Origin of the sequence: Brakhagea baltica (assembly GCF_052161605.1) — a bacterium.
In the GTDB taxonomy this organism is placed as follows: Bacteria; Planctomycetota; Planctomycetia; order Pirellulales; family Pirellulaceae; genus JBKCUI01.
This window is the reverse complement of record NZ_CP197409.1, coordinates 380,066-401,579: the sequence shown is the minus strand read 5'-3', so window position 1 is coordinate 401,579 and position 21,514 is coordinate 380,066. Positions and strand designations below refer to the sequence as shown.

The window sequence follows — 21,514 nt, the reverse complement described above, 5'->3', positions numbered from 1 at the left end:
CAACAATAAAGAAAATTCGGTGAACCTCACTCAAATTCGCTGGAATCCGAGGGCTAGCCTCGGGAAGCAGCGTTTCCGATCTTGGCATTTTGGTAAAATCCAGTACTGTCTAGAACAATCTAGCAAGACATTTCCTCAAACCAACTTCGGGAGAATTCCATGGCATTCACCTTGCCTAAATTGCCCTATGCTTACGACGCAATGGAGCCTCACATCGACGCACAAACGATGGAGATTCACCATGGCAAACATCACCAAGCTTACATCACCAACCTGAATAAAGCGATCGAGGGTACGCCGCTCGAATCCAAAACGGAGTTCGAACTGATCAAGGACTTGAGCGTTGTGCCGGAAGACAAGCGGATGGCGGTCCGCAACAACGGAGGCGGTCACGTCAATCACAGTTTCTTCTGGCAGATCATTGGCTGGAACGCTGGTGGGAAGCCCATGGGAGCCCTCCTCACCGACATCGAAGCAACTTTCGGAGGCTTTGACGCGTTCAAAGAGAAGTTTGCAGCCGCCGGTGCGACTCGATTCGGTAGTGGCTGGGCATGGTTAGTTGTCAACAATGGCAAGCTCGAGGTTGGCTCAACAGCTAATCAAGACAGCCCATTGATGGGCAAAGCTGTAGCTGGCATCGAGGGCACGCCTATCCTCGGACTCGACGTTTGGGAGCATGCATACTATCTCAAGTATCAAAACCGTCGACCAGACTATATCGCTGCATTCTGGAACGTAGTCAATTGGCAAGAAGTCGGCCGATTGTACGAAGAGGCGAAGAAGAGCTGATCATCAGCCATCGATTCTCCACTGAGATCCTCTCTACTCGTTACGGGGCACCTGCCTCGTAACGCACCGTTCTGTACTCGTTACGGGGCACCTGCCTCGTAACGCACTGCCCCCAAGGCTCCCGCCTTGCGCTGCCGCGGTGCATAGTACGTAGTACTCAGTGCATGTTTGTAAAACCGTCGTGCCACTCTGCGAGCCCATCCGGATTTCTAATGCACCTGGCTTGCCCAGGTGATCGTTACGCTTCCGGCCGAACCCGCCGGACCTGCCCCGCCAGCCGTTATCTAACGCGCACCGCCTCCTCCGGCTCTCCACTGAGCTTGCGGACTGTTGATTTAGTTCACTGTGTGCGGTTCGAAATTTTTTGGCTTTTCCCGGATCGCGCTTGCCGTTGACATTTTTCGATCGTACGCGACGTAACCACACATATTTCCTTTTAGGGCCCTCTGAAGAGGGCCTGTGAGGGCTCGTTTAAGCTCAGAATGCCCCTTTTTTCTCCCTAGCAGCTCGCCGGAGATGCTTCCGTAGTCAGTTGCGTACGTATCCTCACCCACATCGTCATCAACTTCTTGAGATTGAATGTCAGGCAACCCCAACGCCACTCCTGTACCACGCCGGTGTGTCCGCGTAGAAGGAATCGTCGTATACCAAGGTTACTTTTGATGAATGCGAACGGTGTCTCGCCATAGTGCTGACGCTTCTTGTATCGCTCTTTAACCGTCGAATCCTGCATCAGCTCGGCTTGTCGTTCTCGGACCTCTTGAAATTCGTCATGGCTGACTTTGCGTCCCTTCTTGGAATTCTCATTGATGCGGCCATCATGGTTTCGGTGTGCGATTGATAATCTGCTTCGATCGCATCAATCATTCCCATCATGCAGATATGCTCAACATTTCCGAACAAAACATCTTCACCAACGATGAATCCATTCTGCGTCTCAGTCACCTCCATCGGAGTGTAGTTTGGTGCGTAGCCCCCTTCTTTGTCCGGCAGGATTCGGCTATTGGGGTCACTAATCGGGAGCTGAGCCGGATTCTTTTTGTTATCAATCCCATCCTTGCGAAATTGCGTGTGTAATTTGCCCATCGAGCTCTTCGATGAGCTTAGAAACACTCTCGACTTTGTAGGTCCTGAATCGGTTCGCATCAGCTCGGATCTTTCGACTCAATGCGAACAATAGCACTTTGCAAAGAATGCTTGGATGAATAGGCGGCTGTCCGAGCTTCCCTTCATAGACGGCCTCCCATTTTGTCCAATCCAGTGCATCTAAAATCTCGTCAAGCAATCGAACCGGGTGGTCTTGTGGGATGCGTTCCTCCAGCGTTGCGGCAAACAAGACAAGCTGATCTCGTGGCATCGGTGCGTCTTGCCAATAACTAAACTTCGGCGTTCGAAAACTCATGAATCCATCCTCGCCCAGCGTAGAGAGTACCCTAGCCGCCTATCATAGCGCCGATGGAATTTAAGGGTAGATAGAAACCCCAGCAGTGGGGACACTAAATCAACAGTCCACAAGGTCAGTGGAGAGCGGGAGCAAAGCGCGGATGGGGGGGCATCGGGGCTACCAATATTACGTCCCCCCTCCGGGACGAAGAGTGTCGAATGCCCCGGCAGGGGAATAATCTCGGTAGTAGTTAACGAACCTCAATCGGTACAACCACGGGAACAGTTACCATTGAAACTTTTCTTCGATCACGTCGATCTAAGATTAGTGTTGATTACTGAAGATTACTGTTCCTAAATTCCGTCCCCGCTCACGCAGTTCAGACTGCAATTCGGTCGCAATCTGCTGGAGTTTTTCATTGGTCGGTGCTCTTCCGAGAATCGCCCCCCAAGGTACAAATCAGCTCAATCCTACCCTTGATCTCATCCTCGATCTCACCCCTTGATCCTAAGCCTGAAGCCTGAAGCCTAAACCTGAAGCCTGACCTGCCCCCCTCCCCGAGCTGGCGCTCGACCCTCCCCGAGGGGAGGGTGAAATTAGGCGCCTGCAGAGCGGCGATTAATTAATTTGTATACATTCGTCGGCTAACGCGTTGGCTTCGTCCTGGCTATGTGTGACGTGCAGCACCGTAACGCCCGTCTTGCGGTTGACGTCCTTTAGCAACTTCTGCGCAGTAAAACGGGTCCCGGAATCAAGTGCACTGAGCGGCTCGTCCAGCAACAAAACCCTCGGGCCAAAAGAAAGGGCTCTGCCTAACGCTACTCGCTGTGACTCTCCACCACTTAGCCCTTTTACCTTGCGATCAAGCAATTTCTCGAGCCCCAAGATTCCCGCCAAAAACGACACTTGTTCATTCCGTTTTGCAGCCGGCACCCATCTCAGTCGCATGGCGAACTCGAGATGCTCGCGAACATTCAAAGTCGGAAACAATGCTAAATCCTGAGGCATATACCCCAGATTTCGGTCCGGGGGGGACCATGTGGTAACATCCACGCCATCGATCAGAATCTGACCGCTGTGCACTTTGCGGAGTCCACATATCGATTCCAAAATTGTAGACTTCCCAGCTCCGGTTTTTCCCATCAAGACCGCATACTTGCCGGTCTCGATCCGAAAGGAAATCTTTGGCAGCGTAAAATTGCCTTGTTTGACGACAAGTTCTTTGACTTCGATCATCCGCTTAGCCCCGCCCCGATCGCACGCAAGACGACAAGCACCACAACCGCCATCGCCACCATCAGCAACGATACCGCAACCGCTGCGTCGAGCTGCCCGACACTGAGCTCGAGAAAAACGGTCGTCGATAACACTTCGGTGCGGAATCTGGTCGCTCCCGCGAAGACCAGAATCGGACCGAACTCACCGAGCGCTCGCGCCCAAGCGATCGTCCCTGCCGTGATCATGCCGCGCGTGGCTTGTGGTAGTGCCACCTTGAGAAACGCTCCTGCTCGGGTGCATCCGAGTGTTCGTGCTACGTCCTCAGCACGCGGATTGATTTGGTCAAAGGTGACCCGCATTGTTCGAACTGCAAACGCGCACGAAACCGTGAATTGCGCCAATATCACAGCGGGCCATCGGTAGGTTACCGGAAACTTTACCGTCTCCCGCAAGTACTCGTCCAAGATCAATCCGCCGCCGAACCATCTCGTGAACGGAAAGGGTTGATGGAACAGAATTAACAAACTCAGCCCCAGCACTAAGGGTGGAAGCACAATCGGGATGTCGACTATCGTGTCAACGATCCGATGCCCGAAGAATCGATAGCGTGACAACAAATACCCCAAAGGAGTGGCTACCCAGACCGATAATAGAGCTGCAACGGTACAACTCATGATGGTTAGTTTGAAAGCGGCCCATATCTCGGGCTTGTTCAATGCAGCCCGAAATTCCGAAAACGACGTGAAGCTTAGATCCGCGATGATCAACAGCACGATCAGAACAATAAACGACGACGAAAGCCCCCCCATAATGAGAAAAAAGACTGCATCGTACGCGCGGCGAGCCGGGTTTTGTCTGAGTTCTTTCATTCGCCTGCGGTGGCTTCCTGGGTAGTTGTCGTGGCCGATGAATGGAATTTTCTAGGCTTCATCTGCCATTGAAACCCTTCTGCGACGAACGTTTCTTGACTTTCCGCAGAACAAATTTGCTGGAACAAGCGATCCGCTAAAAGTGGGAACTTGGAATTGCGAGCGATTCCCCATGGCTGAACAGCCGTCGAGCAAGGGATGCCTTCGATGGCGACAGCGTCGAGGAATTCTGCCGCTCCCGCCGCATTGCTCAAGTAGGCTACCGCAGCATCGAGCGAACCGGTTCGCATTTGGTTGACCAACATATCTCCTGAAGGGGTTTGAACCGTGACGTTCGCCATCAACTCGGTTTGCAATCCCGATTCCCGAAACGTGTTCTGTGTGATCCAGCCCATGGCACACTGATTCTCATGTCCGACACCAACTCGCAGGCCTGGTTTGGTCAAATCGCGAAGAGAACCGATCTGTTGTGGGTTTCCCTTGGGGACCAATATAACAAGTTCGTTTTGCGATACGTCGACAGAATCTGGGAAGACGTCAGCCATTTGCGTCATAAACTCTTTGTCGCAGGCGAAGTAAGCGTCCGGAATCTGTCCCGCTTTCATTTGGGCGACGAGGATTCCACACCCGTTGTAAGAGCGCGAGACGCGAACGCCTTCGCGAGCCTCAAAAGCAATGATCGTTTCTTCAATCGCGGGTCGCAACATCGAGCCAGCGTAGATGGTCAACTCCGGAACATCCGCCCATTCGTCACCGCTGCCGACGGTGTAGCCGCCGTTCTGGTAGATTTTCAGCCCTCTATCTTTTGATGCGATGTACCTCGCGAAATGAAGGGCAGCGGTGGGCTGTTGACTGGAGGAAACGACACCTATAGAAACTTGTGAAACCCCCTGATCTAATTCAGCGATTGAAACAAACTCAAGTTCGGGAAACGTTGCCAGAACAGGCTTGTATACAATTCCCACATCCGCAGCAGAGAGTTGGACATCCGCTGCGACTTCGGTAACCGTGGCACGGAAGGCTTGGGTCGCACTCTTGATGGTTTCCCATTGATCCGTTTTCTTTAGAATGGAGGAGACGACTTTTGTTACGGCCGCACCCTCCGCATCCGCTTGAACAAATCGAACATCGTCGCGAGTTAAATCGTCCAGGGAGCGGATGTTCTTGGGGTTACCCTTTTTTACGACCAATCCGGCTCGCATGGAAGCGACCGGAATGATCTCTCGCACGAGTTTCTTAGATTCGGCAATCTCCAAGAAGCTATCATCGGCGGGCAAGTAGAGATCCCCCCGTTTGGTGATGTCGAGCTGGGCCAGCAACGATTGGGAATTGCCGAATTGGATAGAGACCTTTCGGCCTGTTTCTTGCTCGTATTGTTTCCGAATTTGCTCGACGACTGCTTGATTGCTGGCTGCACAAAGAAGTACAATCTCATCATCGGGCGAACCTGGTGAGGAACTGCCCGATGCATCGGTGTTGGAGGTTTGTCGACTCGTGCTCGGTTTGCGCTCGTTATTTGCTAACAAGAACAACATCATCCCCACAACAAAGACGGACGACGCGATCACCAAGATTGTCCTTGACATTTTCACCCCCTCGCAGTTCGTACCTTATATTCCTACCAGTAACCGCATTGCGGCCCCACCTAAGTCGCTATGGTATGGGAACATGCCACGCCTGAAAAGCGATCGAAGTTTTAAATTACGATGAACTTATGGCTTTCTAAATATTGTCTTCATGTTTGGTTGGTACATTCCATGCATTGGGTTAGGCGGCCAAGCCATGCGGCCCGCAGCGAGACGAGTGATCGGCTTGGTATTCGGGTGCGACGCATGGCGGGAAGGATCTTTGACAAGATCCACGAGTGGGGTGATCCGAGAAGAGAAAGTAAAGCAGGAGCGATTCTCATGAGAGCACGATCGGTAGGCATTACAGGCATCGCAGCAGCGATTTATTTTTCTGGCGTAGGTGTTGTTGGATTGGGGGGAGACTGGGGAGACTATCTTGGTAACCGAGCGAGAACAGGATTTCAATCTAATTCGCTCGCCCCGGAGCTAACGCTGGCGTGGACCTATCAGTCGTCGTCCAAGCCTGAGAAAGCGTGGTCGGGCTCCCGAACGACTCCTATCGAGGGGCATATCATGCTGCCTCGTGTGACTTTTGATGCCGCACCTCAAATGCTCTTGGTCGATGGTCACGTTTACTTCGGTAGTACCGTGGATCATCGCTTGTATTGTCGAGAGGAAAAGACGGGCAAAGAAATTTGGAGCTTTTTCACCGAGGGGCCGATTCGACTTGCTCCGTCCTACGCGTTCGGTTGCGTCTACTTTGGGTCGGACGACGGCTGGGTCTATTGCCTCGAGGCACGCAGCGGATCGCTGGTTTGGAAGTATCAAGTAGCCCCGAAGGACGATCGACTGCTGGCACGTGGTGAAATGATCTCGCGATGGCCGGTCCGAACGGGCGTATTGGTCGACGGTGAGATTGCTTACTTCGGTGCAGGTGTGTTTCCGCACGAACAAGTTTACCTGTGTGCTGCTAACGCTCGAACCGGCGAAATCATCTGGCGAAACGATCGAATCAGTCAAGCCGACGCGGGTCGAAACGATCTGTCTCCTCAAGGCTATCTGCTCGCCAATGACACGACGTTATTCGTACCCTCTGGCCGCTCCCTGCCGGTTGCTGTGTCTAAGGAAACAGGTGAGATTCTCTTTCAACGAAAGTACTCATGGCGAACTGATGCGGGTGGCGTGGTCGGTGGAACCAAAGCGGTCCTCGGTGATGGGCAAATCTATGCGGGTGGGCCTCATCATTTTCTAGCGATGGACGAGAATACCGGTGAGCTTGGGGCTGGCTACATTTCGGGCCGATTGATGGTTCTCGCGGAGGACAAAGCCTATCTTCTCGACGGAGAAAAAATCTTTGCGGTCGATCGGGAAGAGCACGCCCAAGCTAGCAAGCTGAAACAAGAATGGTTCCTCCGCTCCCGCAAGGTTTTGAGAGAGCCCGAAAAATTGGCTCAAGCGGAGCAAAAGATCAAAGAGTACCAAGGCGTAGGTGTGATCTGGGAATTTCCATGCGATCTAGACGGGACCATGATCGCGACCAACGATTTAGTTATTGTCGGTGGCAAAGATCGAGTTGTAGCACTGGATCGGCAAACTGGCGAGCTGCGATGGGAGTCGGCTGTCAATGGTAACGCCATGGGACTGGCTGCCAACGATGATACCCTTATGGTTAGCACTGACGAAGGAACTGTCTACGCGTTTCAACGCAAACCATCCGATGCAGACAAAAACGCCGAGATCGCCACAGACATCGCCACAGAGATCGCCAAATGGCCCGGGCCTTATTCGGATCCGTTCCCAAATGACGATGTTGCTGCTCAAGTTCGAGACCTCGCGAGCCAGGTTCTAACCACCAGTGGTCAAACAAACGGCTACTGCCTCTTGCTGGGCAATGAAGAGGGGAGATTGGCGTTGGAATTGGCTCGTCAAAGCCAACTCAATATCTACTGCCTTGAACCAGATGAGCAAAAGTGCAACCAGCTTCGCGAACTCTATGAACGAGCCGGTCTGCATGCGACACGTATAACCGTTCTAAACTTGCGCTACGAGGATATTCCTCTATCGAACTACTTTGCCAACTTGATTCTTTCTGAGAGGCAGTTGCTCAACGGAAACTTTTCGTTTGAGCCGCAATCGATCGCGAGATTCCTGAAGCCTTGCGGTGGTGTCTTCATCGCCAAACGAGTGCTCATTGATGGCCAGGCCGCGAGTGATACCGTAGATCGGTGGCTGACCAATTTGTTTACGATCAACGAAGGGGAGTTGAAACTACAAGCTCCTTTTGGCTTGCTGGTGAGAGGCAAATTGCCTGGAGCCGGAGAGTGGACCCACCAGTACGGCAACATCGCCAACACCTCGATGTCGAATGACATGCGTGTCAAAGACGGCTTGGGGGTGCTGTGGTACGGAGATCCCGGTCCCAGCATGATGATCAACCGACACGAAGCTGCCGGTGCTCCCCTGTCGACGAACGGTCGCATGTTCATCCAAGGAACCGACAGCATCATGGTCTACGATGCTTACAACGGAACGTTCCTTTGGGATTTCGAAAATCCCGGCGCGATCCGCACGGGTGTTTTCAATAACCGCGAGACTCACAATCTCTGCGCAAACGACGACACTCTCTTCATGGCCATCAACGACGAGTGTGTAGCGTTGGATGCTGCGACGGGCCAAGTCAAGCACACATATCAAACGCCTGCATCCTCAGATGGCATCGAACGGGTTTGGGCTTATGTTGCGAACGATGGTCGCCAGCTTTTCGGGACAAGCACGATTCGACAAGAACTCGAAGAGAAGATGCGCCGACGCGGACTTACCGTAGCGAGTCAAACCGATGGGCTATTCGCTTATGATATCGATACCAAGGAGTTGCAATGGGTCTACCGAGGTGAGAATGTTCTGCACACGACGATCGCGATTAGCCCTGACCATTTGTTCTTTATCGAGAGCACGCTGACCAGCGAGCAACGACAAGAACTTTATCGCCGCGACAAAGGGGATCTCAAGGATCTGACCGGCGAAGCAGCGGCCAAAGCCGAAGAGGAGATGAAGGCCCTCGATATGCGCAAAGCGGTCTGTTTGGATCGAGTAACGGGTAAGAAAGTCTGGGAACAACCCGTCGATGTAACCGACACGACCAACATCTCTGCGGGGGGAGGCAGCCTCACCGTGATCTACTCAGACGGCTGTTTGCTGCTGTGTGGAGCAAACGCGAATGGGCACTATTGGAAACAATTCTTGTCCGGTGAGTTTGAAAAGCGAAAGCTCATCGTTTTAGAGGCTACTACTGGCAAGCAGCTTTGGTCCAAGAATGCGAATTACATGAATCGTCCGGCGGTTATCAACGAGTATGTCTACGCAGAGCCATGGGCGTTTGAACTCAAAACGGGAGCCGCCAAGCAGCGTCAACATCCGGTGACGGGCAAGGCAGATGATTGGCAATTCAGTCGTCCCGGGCACCATTGTGGGATCATTACCGCAACGCCGAATATGATGTTCTTTCGCTCGGGCTTTATCGGTTACTACGACTTGTACAAAGACTCCGGGACGCAACACTTTGCCGGCCAGCGGCTCGGTTGCTGGATCAATGCGATACCGGGCAACGGTTTGGTTATGATTCCCGAAGCCAGCGCTGGTTGCGTGTGTCAGTTCTCGATCGCTTCTACGGTTGTCATGGAGCCCAAGTCGACGCAATCCGCTTGGGGGATTTTGAGTGCCGTCGGACCGAGCACACCGGTTAAACGACTCGGCATCAATCTGGGGGGACCTGGAGATCGCTTGGACGAGGAGCGTAAGGAATGGCTGGGCTATCCTCGCCCGCATGCGGTGGGTCGATTGGAGTTCGTATTCGATATTGCACCTCGTTTCTCAACCGGCGGTAGCTGGCTGAGTGACCATGAAGAGAATGTCGATTGCGGCAACGTTTCGGCGCCGTGGATGTTCGCTTCCGCTGCAACTCAGCTTGAACATTTCGAAGCGGAACTGCTCGGTCCAGAGGATTTGCAAACGAATCCGAACGGGGCGAAGTACAGTGTGAAGCTGTATTTCGTGGATACAGATCTAGCCGATGTCGCTTCGCTCCCCGTTCAATTCCAAGGAAAAACCCTGCCAGGTGAACTCTCTCAGCTTTCTGAGGGAAATCATCGGACTAAAGTCGTCATTCGTGAATTTCACGGAATTGAGGTAGAAAGTAAACTAGTATTTGACGCCCAGTACGACGCGGGCAGCAAGCCAATCAAAATGGCAGCGGTTGAAATCCTTCGAGAGGACGATCCAAACAACTCAGCATCTTCGGAGCAAGAATAAACATGATGAAAACGACAGATCCTACCGAGGTGACGATGGTCCCCTCGGGATCGAGTCCCAGAAGAGTGAGTCGCAAAAACATGAGTCGCAGCCAATCCCTTCGAAATTGCGGTTCACTCAGAACTCACCGCTGGAATTGGCTGACTGCTGGACTCGCGATGGCGTTCTTTTTCGGTACTGGAGTTCTGCTCGCCTGCCAGGTGCCTGTTTTTCGGTACGCGCTCGAGCGCTGGAATCCCGAGGCATACCCTGTTGTCGTGATCACTCCTAAGGAACTGACTTCCGAAGAGAAGCAACAGTGGGTCGGTGATTCGCCTGAACGATTCGCACCTTACGCGAGGCTGGAATGGAGGACCGCGAATGAAGTCAAGGATCCGGAGATTCAGGAGCTTTGGAACGCGGCTGACGACAAAAGTGGAATGATGGTCGCCTACTACCCCGAGAAATCCGAATTGCGAAGGATGATCGCTCATTCGGCTCCGCTTGGGCCCAAATCCTTGGAGTCCTTGCTCACCTCACCCGCCCGCAAAGAGATCGCCAAGCGATTGGTGGCTGGCGAATCGGCTGTGTGGGTGTTGCTGGAATCAGGCGATGTGGAGAAAGATCAAGCGGCCCGCACCGCGATCGAGACGCAACTAACGCTTGATAAAGAATGGCTAAAGCTCCCCACAGCCGAGGAGATGGAGATCAAGCCGGAAATACTCGACTCTCTTAAGATCCAGTTGAAGATCGATTTCTCGGTGCTTAGCCTCAGGCGAGATGATCCAGAGGAGCAGTTTCTGGTTAACTGCCTGTTGAACAGCGAAGAGGATTTACGACTCTTTGAAGAACCGATTGCCTTTCCCATTTTCGGGAGAGGACTCGTTCTGTATGCGTTGGTTGGCAAAGGGATCAACGGCGATACCGTTCGTGCGGCATCGAAGTTTATCTGTGGGCCGTGTTCGTGCCAAGTAAAAGAACAGAACCCGGGCTTTGACCTGTTGCTAGAGCATCGCTGGGATGAATCGGTCGGCGAAGTGTTTGTCACCCAGCCTATTCCAGGGACAGGGGCACAGCCCAAGCTTTTAACCATACCGCCGGGACGCAAGAAGTAATATCTGGAGTCATGCCAGCGATCACATATCGCGTTATCAATTGCGTTTATCAATCGAGTTTGTCAATTTTTTCCCTGCCGCTCTCTCCCCCCGCTACCCTTTCCCTATTGAGTCCAATGAAAAACCTCGTTTGGAACATCTTGCTACAAGCTGCCTTACTGGCCACGGCGAGCTACTCGGTGGCGACCGAAGACTGGCCGCAGTGGCGTTTTGATGCGCAACGCACCTCCGCCTCAGCCAATAGCTTGCCTCCTGAACTCTCTATGCTCTGGGAAAACCGATACACTCCGAGAGTGCAAGCGTGGGATGATCCATTGAACCAGGATTTGATGACCTTTGATAAACAGTTTGAACCGATCGCGATGGATGGCAAGCTGTTCGTGCCGTTCAATGATGAGTGCAAATTGGTGGCATTGAATCTCAAGACTGGCGAACCTGTTTGGACGTTTTATGCAGAAGGACCAATTCGGTTTGCACCCGTGGGCTGGAATGACAAGCTTTTTGTAGTGAGCGATGACGGATTTCTGTATTCACTTTCTGCGGCTGATGGCAGTGTCCATTGGAAATTTTCCCCCGCTCCGAGCACTCAGAAAGTGATCGGTAATCGCCGAGTCATTTCGGCTTGGCCAGCGCGTGGTGGCCCGACCGTTCGCGACAACACCGTTTACTTTGCCAGCAGTATCTGGCCGTTCATGGGTACTTTTATTTGTGCCTTGGATGCTGAGTCGGGTAACGTCCAGTGGATCAATGACAGCACCGGTTCGCAGTACATCAAGCAACCCCACAGCGCGCCCTCATTTGCTGGCGTCGCTCCACAAGGTTTCCTCGTCGCGACGGAGAAGGATCTCGTAGTTCCGGGGGGCAGAAGTGTTCCAGCGGTTTTCGATCGTGCCACGGGAGAGCTAAAGTACTTTGAAATCAACGCTGGTGGGAAAGGGACGGGCGGGGCATTTGTGGCTGCGGACAACACCCATTTCTATGTTCATACGCGACTTAAAGGGACTCGTGCTTTTGATTTGGAGACCGGACTTAAGACTGCGTTCCTGCCCAACGAACCAGTGATCACCGATCGCTTGATTTACTCCGCAGAGGTCGATAAATCCGGTCCCGTGATTCGAATCTACGCCGCCAATGAAAATACGGATAGAAAACGTGAACCTCTCGGCGAACTGCCTGCAGACGGAACCCGAGATTTGGTTCTGGCAAAAGATCATCTCATTGCGGCGGGACCTCGCACCATCGAAATCATCAAACTGGAGAATGATCCGTCGGGTCTAGCGATTCGCGGTAGCAAGGTGCAGACCATCGACACCCTCTATCCGATCGCCCGGGTCATCGTAGCAAATGACACCCTCGTCGCGGTCGACGATATGGGGGGGATCACCGCTTATGGGGTCGCGCCTAAGAAGATGGTTGCCGTCGAACAAAACGATGCCGAGCGAGTCATCCCCGACTTGACCTCCGAACGTCTGAGTCCTTCCCTTCTCAAGGAGAGACAGAAACTTTATAGCCTGCTCAGCCAATGCGATGCCCAGGGGTATGCCTATTGGTATGGCGATTGTACTAAAGAGCAATTGGCCGCTATTTGCGACGTTACGCCGTTCGAACAGTGGAGCATCGTACTGCCTCCTGATCGCGATGCCAATGAATTGCGAGAGCATTTGGACCGAGCTCAACAAGGCCGTAAGGTTTCGTTATTCAATTCCAGTGCTGAACAGTTTCGTGCACCGCAGTATACGGGCAATCTTGTTGTGGTGACGCAGCAATTAGCGGTTGCCAGCAACGCCGAGACGCTTCGAAAAATTTACGAGAGCGTTAGGCCCTACGATGGCGCGATGGTCGTGTTATGCGAACCGAATGCGGGCAAGGAGGGACTGGTTGAGTTGTTGCAATCGCTCAACTTGGAGCAAGCAGACGTACAGGCTCAGAGCTTTGGTGTTATCGTTTATCGAAGAGGTAAATTGCCTGGCTCGGCCGATTGGACCCACCAGTACGGCGATATTGCTAACACGATCAAATCGGATGATAGCCGAGTGAAGCTACCGCTGGGGGTCTTGTGGTTTGGAGCAAGCAGCAATCTCGATGTGCTTCCTCGGCACGGACACGGTCCACCGGAGCAAGTGGTCGGGGGACGTTTGTTCATTGAAGGCATGAATAGCTTGAGCGCACGAGACGTTTACACCGGTCGGGTGCTTTGGAAACGGAACTTTGACAACCTCGGCACATTTGACGTTTATTACGATGCGACGTACGAGGATACACCCTTAGACCCACAGTACAATCAAGTGCACATTCCAGGCGCGAACGGTCGCGGCACCAATTATGTTGTCACCGAGGAGCATATTTACTTGGTTGTTGGAGATACGTGCAAGCTGATCGACCCACAAACGGGTAATGATGTCAGCGAAATCCGTTTGCCCCCCAACGCCAATGGTGAAACGTCTGAGTGGGGATTTGTCGGGGTTTACCAAGATGTTTTGATCGGCGGGATCGGGTTTGCCAAGTACCGCGATCGATACGGCTTGGAGTTTGAGGCGGAAAAGGATCTGAAACCTTCCAAAGCTGGATTTGGTGCCAAGAGTCTAGACCGCGCAGCGAGCGTGGGGCTGGTGGGCTTTAACCGATTTACGGGCGAGCTTTTATGGCGAACCGATGCGACCCACAGTTTTTGGCACAATGGGATTGTTGCTGGAGACAATAAAATATTCTGTCTGGACCGCAATCCACAACGTATCGAGGATGCCATGAAGCGTCGCGGATTGGATTTACCAAAGACCTATCGCATTCTCGCGTTGGACTACAAAACCGGATCACCGGTTTGGGAGCACAAGGATAGTATCTTTGGCACGTGGTTGGGGTATTCGGAAAAGCATAACATGCTTCTCCAAGCGGGAGCGTCGGCAAGCGACAGGTTGGTGGATGAAGTCGGACGAGGAATGGCGGTTTACGATGCAGCCAGCGGAAGTGTCGTGTGGGCTAACGAAGGGCTCAAATACACTGGGCCTTGCATTTTGCACAACGATCTGATCATAACGAACACGAATTCCTACGCCGAGTCGGCGGGTTCTTTCTTCATCCAAACTGGCGAGCAGAAGATGGTGAAAAATCCGCTCACCAATCAGTATGAACCCTGGAAGATGGCTCGAGCGTACGGCTGCAATAACATTATCGCCAGCGAGAATCTGTTAACGTTCCGGTCTGGTGCAGCTGGGTATTACGATTTGACCAGCGATTCGGGTACCGGGAACTTCGGCGGATTTAAGTCCGGTTGCACGTCGAATCTTGTCGTTGCAAACGGTGTTCTGAATGCGCCTGACTACACCCGTACGTGCAGTTGTTCCTATCAGAACCAGACCTCGCTTGCTCTGGTCCATATTCCCGACGTGGAACTGTGGAGCGTTTATCCTGACGTGAATTCCAAGCTGGATATGAGAACGGTTGATACGTTGAATGTCAATCTTGGTGCGCCTGGAGACCGGAGAGCGAGCGATGGATCTCTTTGGATCGAGTTGCCGAATGAGTCGGGGGACCCGGTGTCGATGTCGGTCGAGTTGAATCCTGAAGCTAGGTTTTACCGTCATCACTCGTCACGTTACTCGGATGCCGAGTCACCGTGGCTGGTTTCCTCGGGTGTGCAGGGAGTCAGCAAGATGGCCGTTTCCCTAAACGCTCCCGTGGCAGTTGAACCGAAGGCTTCGAGCAGCGACGACGAGAAAGCGACAAGCGGCACGGAGAAAAAGAGCACTAAGGAATCACGAGCAGCCATGCCCGCGAGGCTATATGACGTGGAATTGTTGTTCACGATTGCGAAATCCGGCGACGCGGAGTCCGTAAACGCGGAGCCCCAGAGTTTTGAAGTCTCCATGGACGGAGTTTCACAGACCCGGGAAGTAGTGATCAGTGCAGATGACTCGGCGGCCAGTTCGGTGCACAGGGTTGCATTCCAGAGTGTGTCCATCGGTGACGATTTTGTGGTAAACATTTCTACCAAATCGGGAACTCCGACGCTTTGTGGAATGCGACTGCTCAAGTTTAAGGAGTAGGTCAAAATGGGATTCCTCGTACTGCGGAAGAATCGTGGGTTTCCGCATGTCCAAATTGAAGGTCACCAAAGCTATTCTAAAAGGGGAACCGCCGTTTCGATCCGGCATTTGAAAATCTAATCATCGCCACTTGACAATCTTCACAATATTCTAAAGATGCTTTGAATGTTCGACGAGTTCTCAACTTGTCGATACACGTTTTTGCTTTAGGATGTTAAGGAGCATTTTGCTGTGAAGAATATAAGAGCACATGTTTGCCGAGGTTTTACACTCGTCGAACTGTTGGTAGTTATTGCGATTATTGGGGTTCTCGTTGGTTTGCTGCTACCTGCGGTACAAGCGGCCAGAGAAGCTGCTCGCCGAATGCAGTGCCAAAACAATCTCAAGCAAATTGGGCTTGCTCTTCACAATTACGAGAGCGCCTTGCGCGTTTTCCCGCCTAGTAGCACGAGCGGATTTGGGCGAGGTGTCTGGAATTGGCCCGGCAACGGTCCGAATGACCGCAACATCCATCTGCACAGTTTCGCAAGTTTGATTTTGCCTTACATTGAGCAAGCGAATCTTTACAACCTCATCGATTACAACTTCTCCTCGCTTGCACTCCCCAATCGCCCAGTTGCGTCACAGATTTTGCCCTTTTACCGATGTCCCAGCTACACCGGTCCCGATTTCAGCAACGATCCTCGATATGTAACAAGCGTGGGTTTTGATCAATTTGCCATTCGAAACTATGTCGCGATGGGGGCGAGAACGATTGTTGGATTGTCTGGACAGATTCCAGCAGAAGGGATTATCTACCCTGGATCGCGTACGCGGCATGGAGAGATAACTGATGGCACTTCCAACACGGTCATGGTGGCTGAAACCCGAGAAGAGCGTGCTTCGGTGTGGATTGATGGTACGACCGCTGCGGTCGCAGCGCGGTGGTTTGCATTTGTGCCACCACACTTTGCCGGTGAATCGGTATCCATCAACAAAGATGGATATTTCGTTACCGGTGGAGCGTTTCCGAATTCGATAGATCAGCGTTGGGGACCTTCGAGTCGTCACGTGGGAGGAGCGAACCATTTGCTTGGAGATGGGTCGGTTCAGTTCTTGAGTGAGAATCTGAACGCTTTGACCTATGATGCGTTAGTAACGCGAAATGGTGGCGAGGTTGTCGGAGAGTACCAGTAGGATTCGATTGTTGGTAATGAAAGTTAGCTCGGTAGGAACGCGACGAGCGTCATGGCTCTGGAATGCCTCCCGCTTGCCGGGTGGATTGTTACGCTTCTCGCTACATAACCGCCTAGCCCCCGTCCCCTCTCTTTGCTCGGCGGCTTTGCCGCCGAGCAAAGAGGGGGGATTGCAGGTGGTGCCAGCGTATTAGCGAGAAGCATGAAGCTCCACTGGACAAGGGAACTGTCGATTTAATCGAATTTGATGAGTTAATGGACGTAGGGTGGGCACTCTTGCCCGCCAAAGGCAAGCAGGTCGGACAAGAGTGACGCGCCCGACAAAAGTCCGCACACAGACGGTATTTGATCTAGCAGTTTAAGGATTAGGGCGCTAGAGTTTGCTGATGGTAATTTTTTGAGGGAGCGGCGATGAAAACCATCAGAAATCCTTCGGAACGGCGTTTGTTTGACCCGTTCGAAGGGGTGATCAGTCAGACTGGCTGGAAGCAAATTGAAAACGGTTGGCAATCTTTGTTTCGACAGGTCCTTCTGGAACAGATGCCCGTCGCGCAAGTTGCTTCCAAGATGAGTGACTCCGAGGGGAGGCCGTCGGTTGAACTTTACTCAATCATTGGCTTGTTGTTGATTCGTGAGCTTTATGGCTGGACCGTTCCGCAGACTCACGAAGCCATCTTGTTTCGATCCGACATTCAGTACGCATTGAATTTGGAGCCTGGTTTCGACATCGCCCAGCGAACGATTGAACGTTATCTACAGAAATTACAGAGCGACGAGCAAGTTAGTGAAGATATCTTTGCGCGTGTGACGGACACACTGCTCACTTCGATGGAAGTGAAAATTAAGAAACAGCGTTTGGATTCGACACATATACTAAGCGACATGGCCGTTCTGGGCCGAAGTCGAATGATGGGAGTTGCCCTGAAGCGGTTCTTCCATCAACTGTCCAGACACAGTGTTGATCAGTTAGAACGTGTCCCTGAAGAGATACGAAAACGCTACTGCAAGCAATCCGACAGCGGCATTTTCAGCGACGCCAACACTACGGAGAAACGCCGTCTGGCATTGCAACAAGTTGCAGAAGACATGGCCAGCGTGTTGTCGCTGTTCTCAGAAACACCTGCGATTCAAGAATGGAAAACGTTTACAGATCTTAGAACGATTTTCGATCAACAGTGTGAAGTTCGCGAAGAATTAGTTGAGGTTCGTACGAAAACTGGTGGCAATATCATCCAGAATCCATCCGATGTCGATGCGACTTACGATGGCAACAAAGGCCCAGGTTATCATGCTCAAATCTGCGAAACCTTCAACGATCAAGGGCTACCAAATCTGATCACATCGGCAACAGTTGAAACGGCAGTTTGTCATGATGCAAATGCCGTTGCAGGTAGGCTTGATGATCTTAAGAAACGGGGCATTCTCCCGGAAGAGTTGACCGCTGATGCGAGTTATGGCAGCGATACGAACGTAACGATTGCTGAATCCAAAGGTGTGACGCTGACGTCACCCGTTCCAGGTGGAAAAGCATTCGATCCAGATGAGATTGGTTACGACCAGTTCGTTTTAACAGACACCAACGAAGTTAAAGCTTGCCCAGCAGGACATGCACCGAAGTCAACGAAATACAACGAAAAAAACGAAATGGTGAGGGCTCAAATGGATCCTGTGCTGTGTCGAGGCTGTCCGCTAGTTGAACGTTGTCGAGTCCAAAAGGATAAAGAAACAGGCCAAGCCAATGGCCGCGTTCAATTCGACATAGAAGCCCCGCGCGCCGCACAGCGTCGTCGACAGGAGCAGAGCGAGGCGTTCCGAGAAAGCTACCGTTGGCGATCTGGAATCGAGTCAACTAACAGCGGCTTAAAACGCCGTCTCGGCCTCGAGCGGCTTCGTGTGCGAGGCATACGCGCGGTGAAACTATGCGTGATGCTGAAACTGACAGCCTGGAACATTCTCCGCGGCGTCGCCCTGCGCAAAATTAGAAGACAGGCACAAGTAATCCCGAGCTAAAGGCAAAATGGGGACTAAATATGTCTTGAAGAGAGCGTTAAACCGTTGATTCCATCAATTCAGCTCATCCTGTAAGCTTCAAACGGAGTAAATAAAATCGATTGCCGATGAATGACGGTTTTCACCGCAAAAATTTTTAACGCAACCGATTTCGCCTCTCATCGCAAACCCAGATAATGTCGGCCGCGTCAAGAGTGTCCAACCTACGATTAAATCGACAGTTCCCAAGCCAGTGGTATCTAAAGACGGTCGCTTGAGCTCGCATCCCTGCTGAATGTTGAAGTCCCCTGCGGTACGATAGGGCGATGTCAGAGACAGACTCTGACTGAGGATGACGCGTCAGCAGCCCTTGATTGATTCGTATGAGCGGAATTGTTACAGTGGAGGCATGGAAAACGCGATTCCTCCACCAGAAAAGCTTGAACGAAGAGACAGAACCCCTTTTAGGCCCGTTGTCCCGAAGTGGACAGACGGACGGGCGTGGATGGTCAGTTGTGTGATTCATGCGATTCTGCTAGTGACCCTTGTTGCTCTTTGGCGTCCGGTTACTCGCGGAACCGGCGGCGAAGCAGATCGCCCCGTTGGTATCGCAGTTGTCCACCAAACCAACAGTGGTACCGAGTATTTTCTTTCAGGGAGTGAGGGGGCACCCGCTGCAAACGAGTCAGAGTCAGCTGCGGCCGCCGCACTTCCAAGCTCCGTCATGACCGAGGCGGATGGTGCGGCCAAGCTGGATGCGCTGCTGGCGGATCTGATTCCAAGTGAAAGCCAGGCCAATTCGTCAGGGACAGGCACAGAGGCATCCGACTCGGGGCTTTCCGGGGTGGGAGCTACTGCAGGGCCAGGTCGATCGGTTGGGAATTTTGGTACGGGAGATAAGACCAAAACGACATTTCTCGGCGTTGAGGGAACGGGCACCTCATTTGTTTACGTACTGGATCGTTCCGATTCCATGAATGTCAACGCCAGCGCACCCATGCAGGTCGCCAAAAAGGAGTTGATCAACAGTATCGAAAGCCTAAACGAAGACAATCAATTTCAGATTGTCTTTTACAACGATACCCCCATTCCATTGACCAGCGTGCGGGGGGGGTCGAACAGGATGCACTTTGCCAAGGGACCAGACAAGACGAGGGCAAAACAATTCGTAAGAAGCATGATTGCTAACGGTGGCACGGAGCATATCACGGCACTTCGCATGGGGCTTGCCTTTGGTCCTGAAGTACTGTTTTTCATGACCGATGCCGATGAACCACGATTGACGGAATCGCAGCTCTTGGACTTGCAGGATAGAGCCTACCGAACCAGGACAACGATCCATACCATTGAGTTTCGTGATGGTCCCCCAACCGGAGACGGCGGTTGGATCAAGCGATTAGCGGAAATGACCAAAGGTACTTACCGTTACGTCGACGTTCTGTCGTTTCAGCCGGAATAGATTTAGGCGATCGGCTTGAGTGCGTGGATAGGAACGTAATACTTGACGTACGTTTTACCGTTGGTGAATCGCTCGCCGCGTGGATCCTCCACCAGAATGGTCGCCCGGCGTGTAATGCGATTGACGACACCAACCAGAACTTTCCCTTGATAGCGAAACGCGACCCGGTTCCCAGGTTTAACGTTAAATTGCTTAGCAGCCCGTTCTTGCTGCGTTACTAATTCGTGTCGAAATTCTGTGTGCCTGAACATGTTGCGGGCGATCGATTGAAAGCGATTTGCAGCGCAGTCGCTTTGGTTCCACACCAACATTTCGCAGAGGTGGAGAAGCTCGTGCTCCACGATTCTTTGCATGGCGGTTAGCCGGTCGCAGCAATCGTAACCACACACGCGGATGGCTCCATCCCCAGGCCGAAAGGATTGGAATAGCAACGAAGTAGAAATGGCAATCTCAAAGTGCACTCGGGCCGGCTTGCCCGCCGATCCCGGATAGATGGTGCGGGTCGTTTTCCCTCCCGCTCGAGTCATTCGCGAACTCAAACGAAACGACAGTCCATAGGATTCTGCAATGGGCAGTGCGAGCCCGTCCAGAAACAGCTCGTCGTACGAGTAAGCCATGAGCTCCAGATCGTCCCGCGAGATCTTTTGAAAGTTTGCACCACGCATCACTTTGGACCGTGAAAGCACTTTATCCGCAATCCGCTTCTGCTTTTGATCTCGATCGCTCCACGCACCTGGCGTCTGAAACAGAACCTCTCCGAGCCGCCTGGTTCGGGCGATTCGTTGGTTGATACTGATGTTTTGAAGGCTTCCCGGATCAGTAGCTTTAGGTGTATCGGTCCGTTTGGCTGTGGGATCGAACATTTCGCCTCGTGCTTGCCTCGTAAAAATATTCCTTTCGTTCATTTTCGCACCAGTATAGCAGAAGCGGGATAAGAATCGCACCTGCAACATTTGCGAGAACAAAGCTATACTGACGGAAAATCGATTTCTCCTCGTACCGTTTCGAGTTGTGATATGCGTTTGTTCCTTGCATTAAAAGCCTTTTTTTCAACGTTGGCCAATCCGGCTACCGCCCAGAGAGTGGCCGAGGCGTTGGCGAAAACGGACGTTAAGCCCAGCCATGAAAAAGGCAAACTCCCAGTCACCGGCGTCAATCGCTCCGAAACACAGCCTAAAACCACAGCCGCGCCGACGAATGCAGCTCAGAGCGGTGCTACCAGTGGCCGTAGTGAGGCATTGACTCTCCTGAGTACGCTGCAAAGAGAAGCGAGACTGCTGGATCTTATCCATGAATCCCTCGACATGTACACCGATGCACAAATCGGCGCGGCAGCTCGAGACGTTCTTCGGGACGCGCGGAAATCTCTTGACAAAATGCTTGAGATCAAGCCCCTACTCCTTGCCAAAGAGGGGGATTCGGTCGACCTAATCGAACCTCTATCTCCCGTTCGCTGGAAACTCCTGGGTGCCAAAGCACCGCGTGGCGTAATCGTCCATGCCGGGTGGATGGCTGCAAAATTGGAGATTCCAAAGTGGAACGGAAGCCGGGACGACGCACTGGTTCTGGCCGCTGCGGAAATCGAAACCTAGCCGTTAGGACTCCAGCACCAACGGAA

15 protein-coding genes are annotated in these 21,514 nt (G+C 52.4%); 8 read left to right on the top strand and 7 right to left on the bottom strand.

Annotation, left to right across the window (positions count from 1 at the left end; all coding sequences use genetic code 11):
* Positions 1–159 precede the first annotated feature (159 nt).
* Complete coding sequence (locus tag SH449x_RS01620) at positions 160–789, top strand: superoxide dismutase (RefSeq protein WP_482379571.1); 630 nt, start codon at positions 160–162, stop codon at positions 787–789.
* Positions 790–1,288: 499 nt separating this feature from the next.
* Here SH449x_RS01620 and SH449x_RS01615 read toward each other — a convergent pair whose 3' ends face one another.
* The 6 genes from SH449x_RS01615 to SH449x_RS01590 form a co-directional block, all read right to left on the bottom strand.
* A complete protein-coding gene (locus SH449x_RS01615) occupies positions 1,289–1,600 on the bottom strand; it encodes a transposase (RefSeq protein WP_482381868.1) in 312 nt (103 codons plus the stop codon).
* A complete protein-coding gene (locus tag SH449x_RS01610; RefSeq protein ID WP_482379570.1) occupies positions 1,522–1,875 on the bottom strand; it encodes a hypothetical protein in 354 nt (117 codons plus the stop codon). The genes SH449x_RS01615 and SH449x_RS01610 overlap by 79 nt, the downstream gene beginning before the upstream one ends.
* Positions 1,835–2,191, bottom strand: a complete 357-nt coding sequence (locus SH449x_RS01605; RefSeq protein WP_482379569.1) for a transposase — start codon at positions 2,189–2,191, stop codon at positions 1,835–1,837. Before SH449x_RS01605 ends, SH449x_RS01610 begins: the two co-directional genes overlap by 41 nt.
* Positions 2,192–2,791: 600 nt before the next feature.
* Positions 2,792–3,409: an ATP-binding cassette domain-containing protein gene (locus tag SH449x_RS01600; RefSeq protein WP_482379568.1), complete on the bottom strand. Its 618-nt coding sequence runs from the start codon at positions 3,407–3,409 to the stop codon at positions 2,792–2,794.
* Positions 3,406–4,260 carry an ABC transporter permease gene (locus SH449x_RS01595; protein ID WP_482379567.1) on the bottom strand — a complete coding sequence of 285 codons (855 nt, stop codon included), beginning with the start codon at positions 4,258–4,260 and terminating at the stop codon, positions 3,406–3,408. The genes SH449x_RS01600 and SH449x_RS01595 overlap by 4 nt, the downstream gene beginning before the upstream one ends.
* Entirely contained in the window at positions 4,257–5,846 is a 1,590-nt protein-coding gene (locus SH449x_RS01590; RefSeq protein WP_482379566.1) for a substrate-binding domain-containing protein, read from the bottom strand. Before SH449x_RS01590 ends, SH449x_RS01595 begins: the two co-directional genes overlap by 4 nt.
* A 171-nt stretch (positions 5,847–6,017) precedes the next feature.
* Between SH449x_RS01590 and SH449x_RS01585 the strand changes: the two genes are divergently transcribed.
* The 6 genes from SH449x_RS01585 (at position 6,018) to SH449x_RS01560 (ending at position 19,896) form a co-directional block, all read left to right on the top strand.
* Positions 6,018–10,136 (top strand): outer membrane protein assembly factor BamB family protein, encoded by a 4,119-nt coding sequence (locus SH449x_RS01585; protein WP_482379565.1) that lies wholly within the window; start codon positions 6,018–6,020, stop codon positions 10,134–10,136.
* Between the two features lie 2 nt (positions 10,137–10,138).
* The gene (locus SH449x_RS01580) at positions 10,139–11,230 is read left to right on the top strand and encodes a hypothetical protein (RefSeq protein ID WP_482379564.1); all 1,092 of its coding nucleotides are present in this window, start codon (positions 10,139–10,141) and stop codon (positions 11,228–11,230) included.
* A gap of 116 nt (positions 11,231–11,346) precedes the next feature.
* Positions 11,347–15,273, top strand: a complete 3,927-nt coding sequence (locus SH449x_RS01575) for an outer membrane protein assembly factor BamB family protein (RefSeq protein WP_482379563.1) — start codon at positions 11,347–11,349, stop codon at positions 15,271–15,273.
* Between the two features lie 231 nt (positions 15,274–15,504).
* The gene (locus SH449x_RS01570) at positions 15,505–16,449 is read left to right on the top strand and encodes a DUF1559 family PulG-like putative transporter (RefSeq protein ID WP_482379562.1); all 945 of its coding nucleotides are present in this window, start codon (positions 15,505–15,507) and stop codon (positions 16,447–16,449) included.
* A gap of 410 nt (positions 16,450–16,859) precedes the next feature.
* Positions 16,860–18,458 (top strand): transposase, encoded by a 1,599-nt coding sequence (locus SH449x_RS01565; protein ID WP_482379561.1) that lies wholly within the window; start codon positions 16,860–16,862, stop codon positions 18,456–18,458.
* Between the two features lie 331 nt (positions 18,459–18,789).
* Positions 18,790–19,896, top strand: a complete 1,107-nt coding sequence (locus SH449x_RS01560) for a vWA domain-containing protein (RefSeq protein WP_482379560.1) — start codon at positions 18,790–18,792, stop codon at positions 19,894–19,896.
* Positions 19,897–19,898: 2 nt separating this feature from the next.
* Here the strand turns inward: SH449x_RS01560 and SH449x_RS01555 are convergent, their stop codons facing one another.
* Positions 19,899–20,759, bottom strand: a complete 861-nt coding sequence (locus SH449x_RS01555) for a hypothetical protein (RefSeq protein WP_482379559.1) — start codon at positions 20,757–20,759, stop codon at positions 19,899–19,901.
* Between the two features lie 153 nt (positions 20,760–20,912).
* Between SH449x_RS01555 and SH449x_RS01550 the strand changes: the two genes are divergently transcribed.
* The gene (locus tag SH449x_RS01550) at positions 20,913–21,488 is read left to right on the top strand and encodes a DUF2760 domain-containing protein (RefSeq protein WP_482379558.1); all 576 of its coding nucleotides are present in this window, start codon (positions 20,913–20,915) and stop codon (positions 21,486–21,488) included.
* Positions 21,489–21,514: the final 26 nt, after the last annotated feature.

What these genes read in the sequence shown, in the direction of transcription:
- SH449x_RS01605 (WP_482379569.1), bottom strand. Translation starts at nt 2,191, where the DNA reads ATGAGTTTTCGAACGCCGAAGTTTAGTTATTGGCAAGACGCACCGATG.
- SH449x_RS01600 (WP_482379568.1), bottom strand. Translation starts at nt 3,409, where the DNA reads ATGATCGAAGTCAAAGAACTTGTCGTCAAACAAGGCAATTTTACGCTG.
- SH449x_RS01580 (WP_482379564.1), top strand. Translation starts at nt 10,139, where the DNA reads ATGATGAAAACGACAGATCCTACCGAGGTGACGATGGTCCCCTCGGGA.
- SH449x_RS01565 (WP_482379561.1), top strand. Translation starts at nt 16,860, where the DNA reads ATGAAAACCATCAGAAATCCTTCGGAACGGCGTTTGTTTGACCCGTTC.
- SH449x_RS01550 (WP_482379558.1), top strand. Translation starts at nt 20,913, where the DNA reads ATGCGTTTGTTCCTTGCATTAAAAGCCTTTTTTTCAACGTTGGCCAAT.
- SH449x_RS01555 (WP_482379559.1), bottom strand. Translation starts at nt 20,759, where the DNA reads ATGTTCGATCCCACAGCCAAACGGACCGATACACCTAAAGCTACTGAT.
- SH449x_RS01585 (WP_482379565.1), top strand. Translation starts at nt 6,018, where the DNA reads ATGCATTGGGTTAGGCGGCCAAGCCATGCGGCCCGCAGCGAGACGAGT.
- SH449x_RS01620 (WP_482379571.1), top strand. Translation starts at nt 160, where the DNA reads ATGGCATTCACCTTGCCTAAATTGCCCTATGCTTACGACGCAATGGAG.
- SH449x_RS01610 (WP_482379570.1), bottom strand. Translation starts at nt 1,875, where the DNA reads ATGGGCAAATTACACACGCAATTTCGCAAGGATGGGATTGATAACAAA.
- SH449x_RS01575 (WP_482379563.1), top strand. Translation starts at nt 11,347, where the DNA reads ATGAAAAACCTCGTTTGGAACATCTTGCTACAAGCTGCCTTACTGGCC.
- SH449x_RS01560 (WP_482379560.1), top strand. Translation starts at nt 18,790, where the DNA reads ATGACGCGTCAGCAGCCCTTGATTGATTCGTATGAGCGGAATTGTTAC.
- SH449x_RS01595 (WP_482379567.1), bottom strand. Translation starts at nt 4,260, where the DNA reads ATGAAAGAACTCAGACAAAACCCGGCTCGCCGCGCGTACGATGCAGTC.
- SH449x_RS01590 (WP_482379566.1), bottom strand. Translation starts at nt 5,846, where the DNA reads ATGTCAAGGACAATCTTGGTGATCGCGTCGTCCGTCTTTGTTGTGGGG.